The sequence below is a fragment of the Catalinimonas alkaloidigena genome (assembly GCF_029504655.1).
In the GTDB taxonomy this organism is placed as follows: Bacteria; Bacteroidota; Bacteroidia; order Cytophagales; family Cyclobacteriaceae; genus Catalinimonas; species Catalinimonas alkaloidigena.
In genome coordinates this window covers 6480967-6497337 of sequence record NZ_JAQFIL010000001.1, presented here as the reverse complement: position 1 = coordinate 6497337, position 16371 = coordinate 6480967, and the positions used below count along the sequence as shown (strand labels likewise).

Annotated in this window: 10 protein-coding genes; 6 read left to right on the top strand and 4 right to left on the bottom strand. The window is 44.8% G+C overall.

Going from position 1 to position 16371, the window contains the following annotated elements:
• Window positions 1-40: 40 nt before the first annotated feature.
• The 3 genes from OKW21_RS26285 to OKW21_RS26275 form a co-directional block, all read right to left on the bottom strand.
• Window positions 41-943 carry a carbohydrate kinase family protein gene (locus OKW21_RS26285; protein ID WP_277485477.1) on the bottom strand — a complete coding sequence of 301 codons (903 nt, stop codon included), beginning with the start codon at window positions 941-943 and terminating at the stop codon, window positions 41-43.
• Window positions 930-2267 (bottom strand): sugar porter family MFS transporter, encoded by a 1338-nt coding sequence (locus OKW21_RS26280; protein ID WP_277485475.1) that lies wholly within the window; start codon window positions 2265-2267, stop codon window positions 930-932. The genes OKW21_RS26285 and OKW21_RS26280 overlap by 14 nt, the downstream gene beginning before the upstream one ends.
• Window positions 2268-2487: 220 nt before the next feature.
• Entirely contained in the window at window positions 2488-5292 is a 2805-nt protein-coding gene (locus tag OKW21_RS26275; protein WP_277485473.1) for a substrate-binding domain-containing protein, read from the bottom strand.
• Between the two features lie 264 nt (window positions 5293-5556).
• Between OKW21_RS26275 and OKW21_RS26270 the strand changes: the two genes are divergently transcribed.
• The 6 genes from OKW21_RS26270 to OKW21_RS26245 all read left to right on the top strand — a co-directional run bounded on the left by OKW21_RS26270 (window position 5557) and on the right by OKW21_RS26245 (window position 14910).
• Window positions 5557-5991, top strand: coding sequence for a MarR family winged helix-turn-helix transcriptional regulator (locus OKW21_RS26270; protein ID WP_277485471.1), 435 nt, complete (start codon window positions 5557-5559; stop codon window positions 5989-5991).
• A 119-nt stretch (window positions 5992-6110) separates the two neighbouring features.
• The gene (locus tag OKW21_RS26265) at window positions 6111-6578 is read left to right on the top strand and encodes a hypothetical protein (RefSeq protein ID WP_277485469.1); all 468 of its coding nucleotides are present in this window, start codon (window positions 6111-6113) and stop codon (window positions 6576-6578) included.
• 171 nt (window positions 6579-6749) lie between these two features.
• Complete coding sequence (locus OKW21_RS26260; RefSeq protein ID WP_277485467.1) at window positions 6750-7082, top strand: PadR family transcriptional regulator; 333 nt, start codon at window positions 6750-6752, stop codon at window positions 7080-7082.
• 10 nt (window positions 7083-7092) lie between these two features.
• On the top strand, window positions 7093-9687 hold the full coding sequence (locus OKW21_RS26255) for an ABC transporter permease (RefSeq protein ID WP_277485465.1): 2595 nt from the start codon (window positions 7093-7095) through the stop codon (window positions 9685-9687).
• Entirely contained in the window at window positions 9680-12364 is a 2685-nt protein-coding gene (locus OKW21_RS26250; protein ID WP_277485463.1) for an FtsX-like permease family protein, read from the top strand. Before OKW21_RS26255 ends, OKW21_RS26250 begins: the two co-directional genes overlap by 8 nt.
• A gap of 98 nt (window positions 12365-12462) precedes the next feature.
• On the top strand, window positions 12463-14910 hold the full coding sequence (locus OKW21_RS26245) for an ABC transporter permease (RefSeq protein WP_277485461.1): 2448 nt from the start codon (window positions 12463-12465) through the stop codon (window positions 14908-14910).
• Between the two features lie 381 nt (window positions 14911-15291).
• On the opposite strand, the gene OKW21_RS26240 is transcribed toward OKW21_RS26245, so the two are convergent.
• On the bottom strand, window positions 15292-16368 hold the full coding sequence (locus tag OKW21_RS26240; protein WP_277485458.1) for a hypothetical protein: 1077 nt from the start codon (window positions 16366-16368) through the stop codon (window positions 15292-15294).
• Between the last annotated feature and the right edge of the window lie 3 nt (window positions 16369-16371).

The window sequence follows — 16371 nt, the reverse complement described above, 5'->3', positions numbered from 1 at the left end:
ATCCGCTTGTGATGCTTGCTCTCATAATAGCTTAGCGATATTATTTGAAATAATCTCTGACAATCTGGGTGTTGACCTTGGGTGTCGCTCCTTTTTGAGAAGCCACATATGCACCTGCGGCACAACCATATTGCAGGCATTCCTGTGCACTTTTATTATTGAGCATCTGGCTTAGAAAAGCGCCAAGAAAAGCATCTCCGCTGCCTACCGTATCCGCTACGCTTACCTGGTAGCCTTTCTGGAAATGGAGTATACCATCGCTAAGCAAACTGGCGCCCTTGCTGCCCTGGGTTACACAGACTGTTTCCAGGCTGAACTTTTCTGCCAGATGAAAAATGTCATCATCATGCATTTCTGATGCTTCTTTGCCCAAATACCATTGAACAAGCAGGGACAGTTCCTCATCGTTGAGTTTGACGATATTGGCTTGCTCTAGAAGAAGTTGGATAAGCTCGGCATCATAAAAAGGTTTGCGAAGGTTGACATCAAACACTTTGGTCCTGGCCAGAGAGAGGAGTTCCAGCAAAGTAGCTCTTGAGGTTTCTCCGCGTGCTGCCAGACTACCGTACAGGAATACCTCTGAAGATTTAGCAGCATCCTTCAGCGCATCGGTTGTCTCTATAAAATCCCAGGCGGAAGGATAAACGATCTCATAACTCACATCCTCCGATTTGCTGACATCGGCATACACTTTCCCGCTGGGGTATTTCTCGTCTTTTTGTATCCATTGGGTAGAGAGCCCCCTTTCATCCAGATATCTGAGCAGAGCTTCCCCTTCTTCATCCTCTCCTAGCCGGGAGACGAAGTGGGTAGGGATCTGGTGTTGCTGCAGGTGAAGGGCTACATTCATGGGAGCCCCGCCGGGCAGTCTGCCATCTGGAAAGATGTCAAAGAGCATTTCTCCAAAGCAGAGTACAGATTTTTTGTGATTATACTTTTTCATAATGTAGGCTGGTTTCCATTTCTTCTAAAGACATTCCGTTTGTTTCGGGCATCATTTTAATGACAAAAAGAAGCTGTAATACCATCATGCCACTGAACAGCAGAAAGGTTACGCCCCCTCCCAGCGCTTCGGCGATGATCGGAAAGATGAAAGCAATGATCGCAGCCATCAGCCAGTGGGTGAAGCTACCCAGACACTGGCCATAGGCCCTTACGCGGTTGGGGAAGATCTCGGAAATAAATACCCAAATCACTGCACCCTGGGAAAAGGCGAAGAAGGCGATATACAGGAAGAGATAGATGGGCACCCACATGCCTCCAAAAGATTCAGTGAAAAAAGAGTAAGAAACTAAACCCAGGGTGATGATGAGCCCGAAAGATCCAATGAGCATGAGTTTACGTCTGCCCACCCGGTCAATGAAATTCATGGCTAATAAGGTAGCGGCAAAGTTGGTGATGCCGATCCCTGCGGTGGAAAGTAAGGAAGCTTCCGTACCCAAACCTGTCATCACAAAAATTCGAGGAGCGTAGTAGATGATAGCATTGATCCCCGACAACTGATTGAACATGGCAAAGAGTATTGCCAGCGTAATGGGGAAGCTGTACTTCTTAGAGAAGAAAGGTACTCTGGTAGCAGCGCTGTCTATCTCTGCGGCGTTTTGTATCGCTTTCATTTCCGCGACCGCACCTTCGGGATTACTAATCTTAAGCGTTTTTAGCGCGTCGGCCAGATTTCCTGTTTTGGTAATCAGCCAGCGGGGACTCTCCGGAACAAATAATACCAGGATGAGGAAGATCAGTGCAGGGAAGGCTTCCACTCCCAGCATCCACCGCCAGGATAGATCCCATATGGTTCCTATCAAGTAATTGGAGAAGTAGGCGATCAGGATGCCAAACACTACATTAAACTGAAAAAGTGCTACCAGCCTACCCCTTGACTTGGGAGGAGAGATTTCAGAGATATACATGGGCGCGGCTACCGAAGACGCTCCAACGCCTAAACCACCGATAAATCTGAAAAACAGGAATAGGAACCAATCCGTAGCCAGGGCCGAACCTAAAGCGGATACCAGATAAAGCACAGCAATCCAGAATAAGGTTTTCTTTCTTCCCAATGCATCTGAAGGGATACCACCGAACAGGGCCCCGATCACTGTGCCGATGAGGGCAATGGATACGGTTAGGCCATGTTGTACACTACTAAGCTGCCAGACTGTCTGTATGGTTTGTTCGGCTCCGGAAATTACGGCGGTGTCAAAACCGAAAAGAAACCCTCCTAAGGCAACTGTGACTGACCAGAAAAGGATATGTCCATTTTTTATCATGAGTAGGTTGTTGTGTGTACTCAAATGTAGACATACCTCAAGCCAAGGGGATTCGATTCTGTATCAACCTGTTTCAATTTTGATACATGAAGCATTATTATTTACCAAAATGATATAATCAGTGTTTTTAAAACAGTTATTTATAAAATAATGATAATTTGATAAAGCCTGCCTTTGACTGCCTTTCAGAATCGTTACATGCATTTCTAAATTTGATACATCAGGTAGCAGAGGGGGTGCTGCGAATGTATTCAGAGGGGGAGAGCTGGTACTCATTCTTAAAGACTGTGGAAAAATAGGCGGGGGAAGAGAACCCCACTTCATAGGCGATTTCAGAGATACTCAGCTCCTGCCGCATGAGTAGCGTTTTGGCTTTAGTCAGGCGTAACTGTTTGATGTAATCGTTTACCCCTAAACCGAGTAAAGCCTTTACCTTGCGATACAGTTGTACGCGGGAAAGGCCCGCTTCTTTGGCAATCTCATTGACGCTCAGTTCAGGATCACTGAGCTTTTGATCTACGATAGCTCTGAAATTATCAAGAAAGTTCTTGTCCAGCTTGTTGACGCCTTCGGGCATTTCCAGGGGCTCCGCTACAGAAGCCTTGCCCAGATAATGCTGGCGCAGCATTTGCCGGCTTTGCAAGAGCTGACTGACACGTGCCATCAGGTATTTGGTGTGAAAAGGCTTGACAATGTAGGCATCAGCGCCTGTCTGTAAGCCTTCTACCTGTTGTTCTGTGGTATCGCGGGCAGTAAGTAGAATGATAGGAATGTGCGACGTTCTGACGTCAGATTTGAGCTTTCGGGCGATGCTGATACCATCGGTCCCCGGCATCATAATGTCGCTGATGATCAGGTCAGGTACTTCATCAAAGGCCAAAGCCAGGCCCTGATCTCCATCCTCTGCACTTAGCACCTGATAATGAGACGTTAGCTTGTTCACCAGAAACTTGTTGAGGTCAGTATTATCTTCAATGACCAGAACGCTGTTGTCATGGGAGGTGGTCACTTCACTCACAATCACCTCATCTTTGTCATAGATATCTTCTTCGTAAATACCTCTTAAAGGACTGCGCATTGTATTACTCACGCTCTCAATACATTCTTCTTTTTTCAGATGATCTTTACCTAAGGGAAGCTTGATTTCAAAGCTGGTGCCCTTATCCTTTTCACTGTCAATTTTGATAGAGCCGTGGTGCATCTGTATCAATTCACGGGAAAGGGAAAGCCCCAAACCTGTACCCATACTGTTGTTTTGTTCTCCCCGGTAAAACCTTTCAAAAGCATGCGCCATGTGTTCCTTTGACATGCCCCTGCCATTGTCTTTGATTAGTATCCGGGCTTGCTTCTTATCCGTATCCTGCTCTATCATCACCAGTATCTTACCGCCATCATCAGTATACTTAAAAGCGTTGGAAAGCAGGTTGAAGAATACTTTATCCAGCATAGAGTCATCAAACCAAAGCGCAAGTTGAGGATCAATGGTGATTAGCTGGTAATCAATTTTTCTTTTGTTGGCAGTACCTTCAAAGGCGGCAAATATTTCCTGTATAAAAGTTACCAGATTACCATGCGAAGCTTTGAGCTCCATTTTCCCATGCTCTATCCGGCGGAAGTCCAATAGCTGACTGACCAATCTCAGTAATCGGGCTGCATTCTTTTTTATCAGTTGGATGTCTTTATGGAAAGATTCTTTGCTTGGTGACTCACTTTCCAGGATGTCTTCAATAGAGGTGAGGATAAGTGTGATAGGTGTACGAAACTCATGAGATATATCCGTGAAGAAACGGAATTTCGCCTGATTGGCTTCTTCGGTTTCCTGTGCCAGTTGCATGATCTGGTTGCGCTGCTTCAAAATCTCCTCATTCTTGCTTTTCAGCTTGCGATTGGTTTCCAGCTTTTCTTTTAGCGAGTAGAGGGCATAGGCCCCCAGCACAATAGCAGCTACCAGACTCCCGATAACGACATACAGCAAGGTGCGCTGGTTCTTATAAACAGCCAGCTGATTTTTAATAGCCATCTGCTGAGCTACAATATCCTGCTGCTGCTCGTAGATTTTTTCCGCCTGTGATTTAATAATTTTGACATTAGACTGATCAATGACTGTGGTCTGAAGAATATTTTCTTTCTCATAGGGTTGTTCTTCCACAATATTGACCGCCAGCTCTATCGCCTTATCACCTCCGGTAGGGTAGAGAAAAGTCGCATCCAATATCCCATTGTTTACCATTTCAATGCCCAGCCGGGGGCCGAAAAGCCCATCAATGCCCAGCAGTACCGGCATGTCTTCTGTCTGTGCCGAATCCAGTACCTGATGCGTAGCCCTGGCCATCATGTCATTAAAAGCGAAGATCAGGTCAGCCTGCTGTGCTTTGTCCAGCTGATTTCTAATCTCTTTTCGGGCCACTTCTTCCTCCCACTGACCATTGATAGAGTCCATGAGCACTAAGCCGGGATGGTCTTTTAATGCATCTAAGAAGCCCTGATGCCGGCCCTGGGCAGGTGTAGAGCCCGGAAGGCCCGTGACCTCCAGAATTTTACCACCTTCGGGAAGCAAATTGGCGGCATAAGCTCCGGCAATATTGCCGATCTCATAATTGTCAGCGCCTACATAAGCCGTATAATTGTCTGAAGCAATCTTACGGTCAACGACAATCACGGGGATGCCTGAATGATAAATCTCTTCCACGATGGGGGTAATGGGCCAGGCTTCGTTAGGAGAGACGATCAGGATATCAATAGCCTGATCCCGGAGTGCTTTGATATCTTCAATCTGCTGTTCGTTGCTGGCGTCTGCGTTTTTATAAATAAGTTCAACGTGATCATAAAAAGCCAGCTCCTTCTGCATTTCAAAATACATGGTCTGCCGCCAGTCATCATCGTCAACGCATTGAGAGAAACCAATAACAATTTTATCCTCAGAAGAAGGCTGGCAAGAGAAAAGGAGCAGTGGAGTAAATATGAGTAGCCCTGCTATCCTCAACAGATAGTTGATCTTAGGTGGGCTATGGAACTCAATACACATTATTTGCTGATTAAGACAAATTTACTGAAAAGATAATATATTATTTATTTGATAGGTAGAAGCTTTAATCAGCATAATTTTTTGATGGTCTGTAAAAAAATAGGTCAATATCTGTCTTTTAACAAACAGCTTTTCATAAGTCAGGTGGTAAGTTGGCCTTGTATGATCTGATAAGAGGCTATGGAATGAAAGTATTATTGAAAATTAATTTTTGTAAGTCAGTATTAATATTTTACTTTTTGATGCAATACGCTATATTCTGATATGAGCGATTTTACGCTGGATGACTCCATAGGCTACAACATTAATATTGCCGCTAACTTTCTGAAAAAACATCTTAACCAGGCTTTTAAGTCAGCCGGCTATGATATCACTTCCGAACAATGGTCTATTTTGAACCGGCTGTGGGAAAAAGATGGGATCAACCAGCTGGAAATCGCGGGCATCACCCTGAAAGATAATGCGAGTGTTACCCGCACCCTGGAGCTGATGGATAAGAAAGGACTTATAAGGCGACAGGTAGATCCTGATGACAGGCGCAACCGCCGTATTTACCTCACTGATGCAGGTAAAAAACTCAAAAAACCACTTATCCAATGCGCGGAAGCGGTACTGAAAAGGGCGACAGCGAATATCTCAGCCCGTGAGATCGGTTTGCTCAATGAGCTTTCCCGGCAGATTATTCAAAACCTCAAATAAGTTTATAAGCTAATTATTTGATATATCAAATAAATTAACGATTTTAGAGATAGGCAGCTTTGAAGCCTTTTTTATATATACAATTACTTGATATATCAAGTAATTAAAATGCTACAGCGATGAAAAGAAAAACGCTCAAACAAATTCACTGCATCATGGCAGTATTGGCTATGTTGACTATCGTTTCTTTTTTTGCCTCTTCATTGGTTGCAGAACTATCAGGCAATGAAGCCATCATCATAAAAGTGAAAACCTATATATTCTATGCGCTGCTTCTGATGATTATTTTCATGCCCGCCCTGGGGTTAAGCGGTAAGCTACTGGCAGGAAAATCACATCACTTGCTCATCCAACAAAAAATGAGACGAGTGAAGCTGATCGTACTCAACGGAATAGTGTTAGTAAGCCTGGCCATCCTTCTGTATATAAGAGCAAGTAATGCAAACATAGATGATATTTTTCAGGCGCTTCAGCTTACTGAGCTATTGCTGGGAGGAATGAATATTTATCTGATGAGCCTGATGATCAGAGATGGGTTAAAACTTTCCCGCGGAAAAAAAACAGGCGTAGCCAAAATGACTACATAGGCCTGCTAATTCGCTACTCACTCCAGTGTAGCGTGGATGCTATGTGTTCATTTCTTTACAGTTTTGCCCGAATACGGACAGAATAAAACTCCAAAAATGCCTATCTGAGGTGGCTATGGGCGTTGGTATCGTATTTGATCGTCATATACGAAAGTAATATGATCTTTACATATGAAAGGAACAAACCTTGGAGAGCTTCAGGAACTGGTCATGCTTACGGTAGGCATGTTATATGATGATGCCTATGGGGTCAGCATCAAGGATGAGATAGAAAAACAGTCGGGAAGAAGAGTAACGCTAAGCACGATACATGCAGCGCTGAACCGCCTGGAGGATAAGGGTTACTTAAACTCTCGTATGGGTGGAGCAAGTGAAGAAAGAGGAGGCAGGCCCAAGCGGCTGTTCAGAGTGACTGCTTATGGCAAGCAGGTATTAGAAGAAAGCAGACAGATGCGTAACCGCATGTGGGATCTGATTCCCCGTATTGCCTGGAGAAATATTTAATGCTTTGTCCATGCAGCCACCTAAGCAACCACCCCGCCACGCTCAGCAATTCCTTCGTGGGTTTTGTGACCCTGATCTGGTTTCTGAAATAGAAGGAGATTTGTACGAAATGTACAGAGGGTGGGTATTACATAAAGGATGCAGAAAAGCTGACTTTTTGTACTGGCTGCACGTGCTCTCCTTTTTCCGGCCTTACTTTATCGCTAAAAGAAAAGTCACACTACACCCTAACCATAGTCTCATGATAAAGAATTATTTTTTTATCGCTTACCGCAACCTGAGCAAGCACAAGTCATTTACGCTAATCAATATCAGTGGCTTAGCGATAGGGGTAACAGCCGCGCTGATCATTGCTCTTTATGCTTTCAATGAACTGACTTATGACCGCTTCCACCCCTTGGCCGATCGTATCTTTATGGTATACAAGGAGCGAATTACGCCCAATGGGGTGCAGCCTACCTATGATACCTGGCTGCCCCTGACAGCGCGACTGGAAAGTGAGTATCCGGAGATAGAGATGACCGCCCACAGCTTTGTAGATAATGTTAGGGTTAGTTTAGATGATAAGCAGTTTGAGGCCGAAGCCATGTTTGCTGATCCTGAAATTCTGAAAATGTTTAACTTCCCTCAGGTAGAGGGAAATGTTGATCATGTATTTTCCTCACTAAATGAAGCGGTGATCACCGAAGAGACTGCCCAGAAGTTTTTTGGAGATGAAGATCCCCTTGGGAAGACCATCACCCTGGACTTTGCATTACAATATACGGTTAGCGGAGTGCTGGCTGATATCCCTCAAAACTCATCCCTTCAGTTTGATCTGGTTGTGCCTATCAAAAGTACGCCTGACTATCAGGAACTCAGCGAGAACTGGGGATCATCCTTTCTTTCCTCTTATGTTCTATTGCCAGATGCCTCCTCGGCAGAAAGGCTGGAGGCTAAATTTCCTGATTTTATTGCACAGGTTTGGGGAGAAGATGAGCCGCAAAAGACTAACTTCAAACTCCTCCCCCTTACAGATGCTTATGATACTTTCGTAGGAGATAGTCATAACATTTATGTCCTGCTGGTCATTGCCATAGGCATTATCCTGATTGCTTCGGTCAACTTCATGAACTTGTCTACTGCCCGTTCGCTGGAGAGAATGCGGGAGATCGGTATGCGTAAGACTTTTGGTGCCCGGCGCAGCCAGTTGATTTATCAGTTCATCAGCGAAGCCGTATTGCTGTGCCTGGCCAGTGTATTGATTGGCATTATGCTGACAATGATTATTCTACCCTACTTCAACCAGCAATTTGGCACCGCATTGGTATTTCCTTTATCGGATATCAGAGTGCTAATCCTCTTGATATCATTTGGACTGCTTCTTGGCTTCTTTTCTGGCAGCTATCCGGCCTTTTTTCTGTCTCGTTTCAAAATCATTCAATCACTCAGGGGTAAGCTGAGAAGTAAGCAGGGGGGCATAGGTTTACGCAATGCGCTGGTAGTGCTTCAGTTTACCGTCTCTATTTTTTTGATAGGGAGTGCGCTTACCGTCTGGCAACAACTTTCTTTTATGCAAAATGCGGATATGGCGTTTGACAAAGAAAACATCATTCTGATGCCACTTGGCTTAGGTAGTTTTGAGGGTAGCGCGCAGGATAGTGCTCGCCTTGAGGTTTTTAAAACTCAATTGTTAGCGCATCCTGATATAGTTTCAGTAAGTTCATCCTCGCATATCCCCAGCGACTGGGCTGGCTGGTTTACTTTCGTGCAGCCCAAGGGCTGGGAAGGCGATCCTATGCGCATGCGCTACACTTTTGCGGATGCGGCTTATTTTCAGACTTTGGGCATTGAAATACAGGAAGGCCGCATGTTTCATGAAGACTCTCAAAACGATAGAAACGAAGCCGTGATTCTCAACGAAGCAGCCATGCAGGCTTTCGGTTGGGAAAACATTGAAAACAAAGTCATTGATATGGGCAGAAGTGAGTACCAGCTAGTAGGGCTGGCCGAGGACTATCACTTTGAAAGCCTGCGGAATGAAGTAGCGCCTATTCTACATTTTTACCGGGCGCCAGATAATGGGGTGCACAATTATGTGACTGCCCGTATTCAAACCAAGGATTACCGTGGAATGCTCAACTTTCTGGAAGCACAATGGGAGGCATTAAATACTGGTCGTCCTTTTGATTTTTCTTTTATGGATGAGCAGGTAGCCCGGATGTACGAAGCGGAAGACCGCCTGCTGGGCATTGTCACCGCATTTTCGGGAGTAGCGATTGCTATCGCCTGTATGGGATTATTAGGCCTGTCGCAATATACCCTGCAAAAGCGAAGGAAGGAGATTGGCATTCGCAAAGTGCTGGGCGCATCGGTAGGCAAAATATTGCTGATGGTAGGCAGAGACTTTACTTTGTTGATTCTATTGTCTCTGCTTATCGCCGTGCCTTTTACCTACTGGCTGCTTCATGAATGGCTACAGGACTTTGCTTACCGTATTGAGGTGAATGTGCTACTCCTGGCGGGGGTAGGAAGTGTTGCCCTGTTCATTGCCTGGCTGACGATCAGCTTCCAGTCCATCAAGGCCGCACAGGCTAATCCGGTAGACAGCTTGAGGGATGAGTAATATTCAAAAATATCAGCCTCCGCAGCGTGCGCAGCAGTTTCTCCGCTGGTTTTGCGATCCCGATTTACTGCCGGAGATTGAAGGAGATTTGCATGAATCCTATCTGGACTGGGTGAGTGAAGATGGAGACAGAAGGGCCAATTTTCGCTACTGGATGAATGTGCTTACTTTTTTCAGACCCTATTTCATTGCTAAAAGACAATTTTCACAACCTGCTAATTCAAGCGCTATGTTTAAAAATTATTTCAAAGTCGCTTACAGAAACCTGCTTAAACAGAAATTGTATTCCATCATCAACATATCCGGGTTGATGGTGAGCTTTACCTTTTGCATCCTCATCTGGCTCTATGTACAGGATGAGCTTTCATTTGACCGTTCTTATACCTATGCCGATCAGATTTACCGGGCCTGGGTGCTGGAAGATTACGGGCCTGATGAAATATTTTTCAATACCCATACCCCTATGCCGCTGGGCCCGGCTCTGGACTCTAATTTTTCGGAAGTGAAAGCTACGGTACGGGTGGGCAAGATTTCGTCTTTGGTAAAGAAGGGGGAGGATTCGCAAAATGAAGAAGTCTTTTATGCTGATCCGCAGTTCTTCAAATTATTTAACAATGAAGTGCTGAGTGGAGATGTGTCACTAAGCCAACTACAGGACCTGGTGCTTACTGAATCCCACGCTGTCAAATATTTTGGGGATGCTGACCCTATCGGTCAATCCTTATCCATCAAATTAGGTGATCAGTATCAGGAATTCAGTATAAGTGCTGTAGTAGCTGACCTGCCTTCTAACGTAAGTCTGCAGTACAACATGCTGATTCCTTATGATAACAACAAGGCTTTTTCCGGTGAAAGAAGCCGTGCGAGCTGGTACAATGTCAGTGTGGAAACCTATGCATTGCTGGATGAACAGACCAATGCACAGGCACTGGAAGGCAAGCTGGATGCCATGGTAAAGCAGGTGCTGGGCGAGAACTATAAGCCGGGAGAATATACTGTCGGCCTGCAACCCCTGACCGACATTCGCCTCAATACGGACTTTCCCAAGGGAGGAGTGGCTGTCAGCGACTGGAAATATGTATACATACTTTCAGCAGTTGCGCTGCTGATCCTGGTGGTAGCCTGCATTAACTTCGTGACCCTGGCCGTAGGCCGTTCGTTGAGCCGAGCTAAAGAAGTAGGGGTGAGAAAAGTAATAGGTGCAGTGCGCCGCCAACTGATGTCACAGTTCTGGAGCGAAGCTTTCATGACTACCTTCATTGCCACAGGATTAGGCATACTGTTAGTCGTTCTTTTACTGCCTTATTTCAATCAACTGGCTGACAAAGCGCTTGTATTCTCCTTCAGCATGCAGAATATTCTGTTTTTATTTCTGCTGACAGTGGTGGTGGGCTTTCTGGCTGGCGTTTATCCCGCGCTTATCCTCTCCGGTTTCTCTCCTCTGATGATCCTCCGTGGCAGCATGAGCATGGGCTATAGTCGTGAGACCCTCCGCAAAATCATGGTCTCTTTTCAGTTTGTACTGGCGGCCATACTGATCATAGGCACACTGGTGATGAAGCAGCAAATGACCTATCTGCAAAATAAAAACCTTGGTTTTGACAAAGAACAGATCATAGTAATTCCTCAAAATATGCAAACCCGTATGTCGGGCAGCACAATGGATCAGTTTATGAAAGAAAATTTCCAGAGAAAGCAGCTGATCAAAAATGCGCTTGACCGCCTGCCGGAAGTCAAAGAAGTCACCACCTCTTTCTTCACTTTTGGACAGTCGGGTTGGATAGAAGTAGGTTTTACCACTGAAGAAGGGACATACCGCGAATTCAACATGAATACCGTGGATCAGGACTTTGTAAAAACCTATGGATTAGAAATGCTTCAGGGTAGGGATTTTGATGTGGAAAGCGGAGCCGATGCCCGCTCGGGGGTATTGATCAATAAGACTTTTGCCCGGGCATTTAATTTGGGAGAAGCAGTAGGCAGTACACTGCCTCCTCCTTTTCAGGAGTACCAGGTAGTTGGTGTCCTCAGCGACTTTCACTACCAGTCTTTGCACGCTGCCATAGAACCCGCACTGCTGGTGATGAACCCCTATGGCATCTTCAAAGGCAGTGAGAATGTGATGTTTGAAGCCAACGCCACACCTAAGATATCTGTAAAAGTTCAGTCGGAGGCTTTGGCAGAGATGGTAGATGAGCTTAAAGAGGTTTGGAAGGAAGTAGCTCCCGAGCAGCAGTTTGAATTTTCTTTTGTAGATGAGAGGTTAGATGCTCAATACCGGGCAGAACAGCGTCTGAGTACCATACTAAATGTTACTACAGCATTGGGCATCTTTATCTCCTGCCTGGGCTTGTTTGGACTGGTCACACTTTCCATGAACAAAAAGACCAAAGAAATTGGTATCAGGAAGGTATTAGGCGCTTCGGTATGGCAGGTGATGGCTCTTTCTTACAAAGAATTTATGCTGCTGATTGCCCTTGCTTTTCTGGTGGCAGTACCTGTTTCTTACCTGATGATGAAGCGGTGGCTGGCGGATTTTGCCTATCAGATTGATTTGGGAGCGCCGATATTCCTGCTGGCGGGAGGTATCATTGTGCTGATTGCCAGCCTTACCATCGCTTATCAATCCATGAAAGCCGCCAAGGCCAACCCAGTGGATAGCTTGCGGAGTGAGTGATGTAAAAAATGACCGCTAATACTTTCTAAAACTACTGTCCACTATCGCACAAAACTGTTCTTTAGTGGACATAAAAAAACAGCTACAAGTGGTCTGAAATGCCAAATAGTGCGGTGGCATACTTTTTTCAATGGATAGAAAAATTGCGATTAAACTATGCCTACGAAATGCTGAAAAACTACCTGCGCATCGCCCTCAGAAGTTTCCAAAGACAGAAAGTCTATTCAATCGTCAACCTTAGCGGGCTTACACTGGCTATTTCTGTGGCTATTCTGGCAATTCTCTTCATCCGTCATGAACTAAGTTACGATCACTGGATTCCTAATTCCAAAAATATATATCAGGTGTACCGGCAGTGGGATCCGGGACAGGGTACGGCTTTTACACCACAGCCACTGGCAGAGGCTTTGAGACACAGCTTTCCTGAAATCACTCATGCTACCCGCATGAAAGAACAGGACAATGTGCTGGTGGCGACTGATGATCAGCAAAAGTCTTTGTATGTAGAGCATACCGTTCAGGCGGATAGTAGCTTTTTACAGGTCTTTCCTTTTCCGCTCAGATATGGTGATGCGGCTACTGCCATGCATAGTCCTTCGGCAGTACTCCTCAGTGAGGAGTTGGCACAGGCGCTGTTTGGAAATGAAGATCCGCTGGGAAAAATTGTGGTTTTTAATGATGAGACAGACTTTGAGGTGACAGGCGTGATAGCGGAATTTCAGGGAAATACGCACTTTGACATTGACATCGTCTTGCAGGATACCACGCAGGGGGGCAGCTGGACAGGCAACTGGCCGGCTACTTTTGTAGCCTTGCACGATGGAGTAGATGTAGCCAATCTGGAGCAAAAAATCACTGAGGACTTAACGCCTCGTCTCAAAGCCGAGGTAGGCGATAGCTGGGATCAGTTTCCCGACTGGCGGCTTCAGCAGCTTACGGCCAGTCAACTGGACAGTGATGGGGTAGAGCTGTGGGGGTCTTTTAGTGGTGAAGGGAATATGGAAACACTGTACATCATCGGTATCGTAGCTTTACTGATTCTAATGATTGCCGGCATCAACTACATGAACCTGGCTACTGCTCAGGCTACCCGCAGAGCGCGAGAAGTAGGTGTGCGTAAAGTTACGGGAGCCAGTAATCAGCAGCTGATCACTCAGTTTCTGGCGGAAGCTACCCTGCAGGCGTTGATCGCGCTACCCGCAGCCATGCTGCTTACAGGCTTTATCCTCCCGGCTTTTGAGACTATCGTTGATCGGAACCTGGCGCTGGACTGGGCGGTGTGGCAAAGCATCAGCCCTTATTTATTAGCTATCGTTTTGGTGCTGGGGCTGTTGTCTGGTAGTTATCCTGCTTTCTTTCTCGCCGCTTATCGTCCTGCCGATGTGCTCAAAGGTCAGTGGCTGCGCAAAGATAAAAGCAGGGTGCTGCGCAATGGTATGGTGGTGGCTCAGTTTACCGGAGCCATGGTGGCTGCTATTGTCATGTTTTTCATCTATCAGCAGGTGCAGTATATGCAGACGCAGGAGCTGGGATTTCAGGCAGAACAGGTGGTAGTGGTCAAGGCCAATACCCAGCAGACTTACGAAAAAGTAGAAGCAACTAAGCAGGAACTGTTGCGTAATCCCAATATACAAAGTGTATCGGCAAACAGTACTGTGCCTGGTCAGTTTGAGTCCGATTTTTCTTTCCAGATTGATGGGCGGGAGTCTGACGCATTTGTGGATATCTACTTCGCCGATGCCGCTTATGCTGATGTGCTGGGCCTGAAGATAATAGCAGGAAGGTTTTTATCTCCTTCAGATACTAGTAGTAAGACCTTTGTAGTTAATGAAGAATTTGTCAAAGAATATGATTTGGAAGACCCAATTGGGCATGCGATAAGGTTTTCCTGGGAAGAGGAGCCGGGAACCATCATTGGAATAGTAGAAGACTTTCATTATCAGCATTTACAAAATGACATCAAGCCGCTGGTCATCTCTGGAGCGATTAAGAGTGTGAGAGACGGTTGGATAAATAATGTAGCCATTCGTCTTTCTTCCGAGAATATTCGTGCCACAATCGCTGATATTGAGCAATACTGGAAGCAGGTAGAACCCGCCCATCCGATGCGCTATACCTTTTTGGATGATGACTTCTCCAAACTCTATGCGGAACAGGAAAGACTCGGTAAAACTTTGCTATATGCCACGCTGCTCACCCTGCTGATTGCCAGCATGGGCTTGTTTGCCCTGGCCTCTTATATGGCAGAGCAACGGATCAAGGAAATTGGTTTGCGCAAAGTGCTGGGAGCCTCAGTCCGGCAAATTGTAGTGTTGATGGGTAAAGACTTCCTAAAGCTGGTCCTTATTGCCGGGCTTGTAGCCGCACCCATTGCCTTCTGGCTGGCCGATCAGTGGCTGGCGAATTTCGCTTATGCGATGGACATGTCAATTTTGCCCTTCGCAATGGTCATCCTTGTGGCCCTTATTGTCGCATTTGTAACGGTAAGCTCCAAGGCTATCCAGGCGGCTCATGCCAATCCAGTAGACAGCTTGAGAAGTGAGTAAGTATAGGATTGTAAGAACATGATTCATCATGTTCTTACTTTATGGTAGATAAGAAATACAATCTGGGCTGCAGCCTTTTTGTCAAAAGTGCATCTTCTAAGGAAATATACTTCTTCTCAACTTTATACAAAGATTTAAAGAAATTGATACCCGAAAAGTATTGAGAGCTGGTGTTTTTGTCAGCGTTTGCCTTTTATCAGGTGATTTTACCAAAATGGTATTGGCCTCTATCCTGATCCCCCTTCGGTTGGGGTATTCTATAGCTTGACACTGTTTACTAGACTTCGCCTTTGCCTTTTCAATATTCAATGTTACAAAATTCGAATGAAAATAGACTGTGAATGTTAAATTTGAAAACCTTATTGATCAACTTGAAAGACATTAACTACTTTTTTTACGGTAAGAGGGAATTACATTACTTTCTTGTATAAAGAAAAGCTTTTTAAACCCTTCAAGAAAGTCTTCTGCAATTTTATCTTCTCCTTTGGGGGTGGCCAAGGATGCAATTCTTTTAAAAAAGCCATTGCTACTGTTGCCAGGTTTTCCTACGAATCTATTAGGATTAAAATTGTTAATGCTTTTTTCATTTTTTTTAACTTCCTCAATAATGCTGTCCAGGAACGGTTTAAGTTTCGGGTAATTCCCCCCTTGTTTTGTTTCCTGAATAAATTTATCTAAGAATCCTCCCGCTGCTCTCGAGAAATTACAGTTATTTTCTAAGTGAACCACCACTCGATAACGGAGACGTTGACCGTCGTCTTTCAATGCGACAAGTTGTTTCAAAAACTGACCAAATTCTTTTAAACGGATATTTGAGCAGTTTTTAGCCGAAAGGAATTGTAACGGCCTGCCATTCTTATCTTTTTCTTTTTTGGAAAAAAGAAAAATATCATATTCTTCCTTATTTGGCTTATAACGAATTTGTACATCCCAATTATACTTCTTTGCAAGATACAGCTCAAAGTGCGCTCCTCTTAATCCATTTGCGTTATTTAAAATTTTTAAATTACTGAGAAATCCTTCAAACTCCTTTGGCTTTCTGCTACTCATGATATCGAAACCCTCCTGAACCAAAGAAAAGAACTCTACACCCTTCATTAGTGCATCATCAATACTTTCAAAATATTGATCGCTACCAAATACCTCTGTCAAAAGAAATTTAAATGTTAGAGCATCAGGTTTATCACTTGCGACTTTAATTTTATCAATATTATCTGCTATAGTTTTAATACCTCGCATTCCCTCTTTTGAGTTCGGATGGTCTCGAGGCCAGTTTGTGAAGAAAGAACTCTTCAGAATTTCATCAAATTCAGAAGAAGTAACTTTTTTCCGCAATGTGTCATAGAATACTTTAGCCTCAGAGGAATCGTCAAATACATCGAGTAAGGTTGATAATAATTCGGATTGTTTTTTTGCTAATGACTGAATTTCTTTCTGGCAATCTTTTAGGTTTTTCATTTT